The organism is Salinivibrio sp. IB872, from assembly GCF_001995345.1.
In the GTDB taxonomy this organism is placed as follows: domain Bacteria; phylum Pseudomonadota; class Gammaproteobacteria; order Enterobacterales; family Vibrionaceae; genus Salinivibrio; species Salinivibrio proteolyticus.
This window is the reverse complement of record NZ_MUFO01000102.1, coordinates 1-1,213: the sequence shown is the minus strand read 5'-3', so window position 1 is coordinate 1,213 and position 1,213 is coordinate 1. Positions and strand designations below refer to the sequence as shown.

The window sequence follows — 1,213 nt, the reverse complement described above, 5'->3', positions numbered from 1 at the left end:
TGCATCGTCGACATCCACATCACTGATCGCAATGGTGCCTGTGGCAGTGACAGGTGCATCGCCTTCATTGCCTTCGGTGACCGAGCCGGTAAAGTTACCGGTGACCTCAGGGGCATCATCTGTCCCGTTAATAGAGATGACAATATCTTGCTCAGTACCATCAGAGGCAGTGAGAGTAATGGTATCGGTGACCTGATCRCCGGCATCYAAATTCTGCACSGCAGAYTGATCGAGGGTGTAGGTCCAGTTCTCACCAACTAGTTCCAGTGAGCCATAGGAGCCTGTCTCAGTGGTATCCGCAAAGGTGGGTGCATCGTCGACATCCACATCACTGATCGCAATGGTGCCTGTGGCAGTGACAGGYGCRTCGCCYWCATTGCCTTCGGTCACAGAACCGACAAAGCTACCGGTCACTTCTGGGGCATCCTCGCTACCAGTAATCGTGATAACAATAGCTTGCTCGGTGCCATCAGAGGCGGTGAGGGTAATGGTGTCGGTGACCTGATCGCCGGCATCTAAATTCTGCACCGCAGATTGATCGAGGGTGTAAGTCCAGTTCTCACCGACCAGCTCTAACGAACCATAAGCACCAGTCTCAGTGGTGTCCGCAAAGGTCGGTGCATCGTCACCGTCGATATCACTGATCGCAATGGTGCCACTTGCAGTGACCGCAGCATCGCCTTCGTTGCCTTCGGTGACTGAACCTACAAAGTTACCGGTCACTTCTGGCGTATCCTCGCTACCGGTAATGGTGATAACAATATCTTGTTGCGTGTTATCGCTCGCAGTCAGGGTAATGGTGTCGGTAACCTGATCGCCAGCGTCTAAATTCTGCACGCTGGCTTGATCAAGGGTGTAAGTCCAGTTGCCGTTCACCAGCTCTAATGAGCCATAGGTGCCGGCTTCAGTGGTGTCCGCAAAGGTCGGAGTATCGTCGCCGTCGATATCACTGATCGCAATAGTGCCCGTGGCAGTCACGGCCGCATCACCGACATTACCTTCGGTGACTGAACCTACAAAGCTACCGGTCACTTCTGGGGCATCCTCGCTACCAGTAATAGTGATAACAATAGCTTGCTCAGTACCATCAGAGGCAGTCAGGGTAATGGTATCCGTCACTTGATCGCCGGCATCCAAATTCTGCACCGCAGATTGATCGAGGGTGTAAGTCCAATTGCCGTTCACCAGCTCTAATGAGCCATAGGTGCCGGCT

The 1,213-nt window shown here is 53.4% G+C and carries 1 protein-coding gene; it reads right to left on the bottom strand.

The window, feature by feature from the left end:
* On the bottom strand, window positions 1-1,213 hold a 1,213-nt coding region (locus tag BZJ18_RS17015; RefSeq protein WP_198532271.1), incomplete at both ends, for a VCBS domain-containing protein.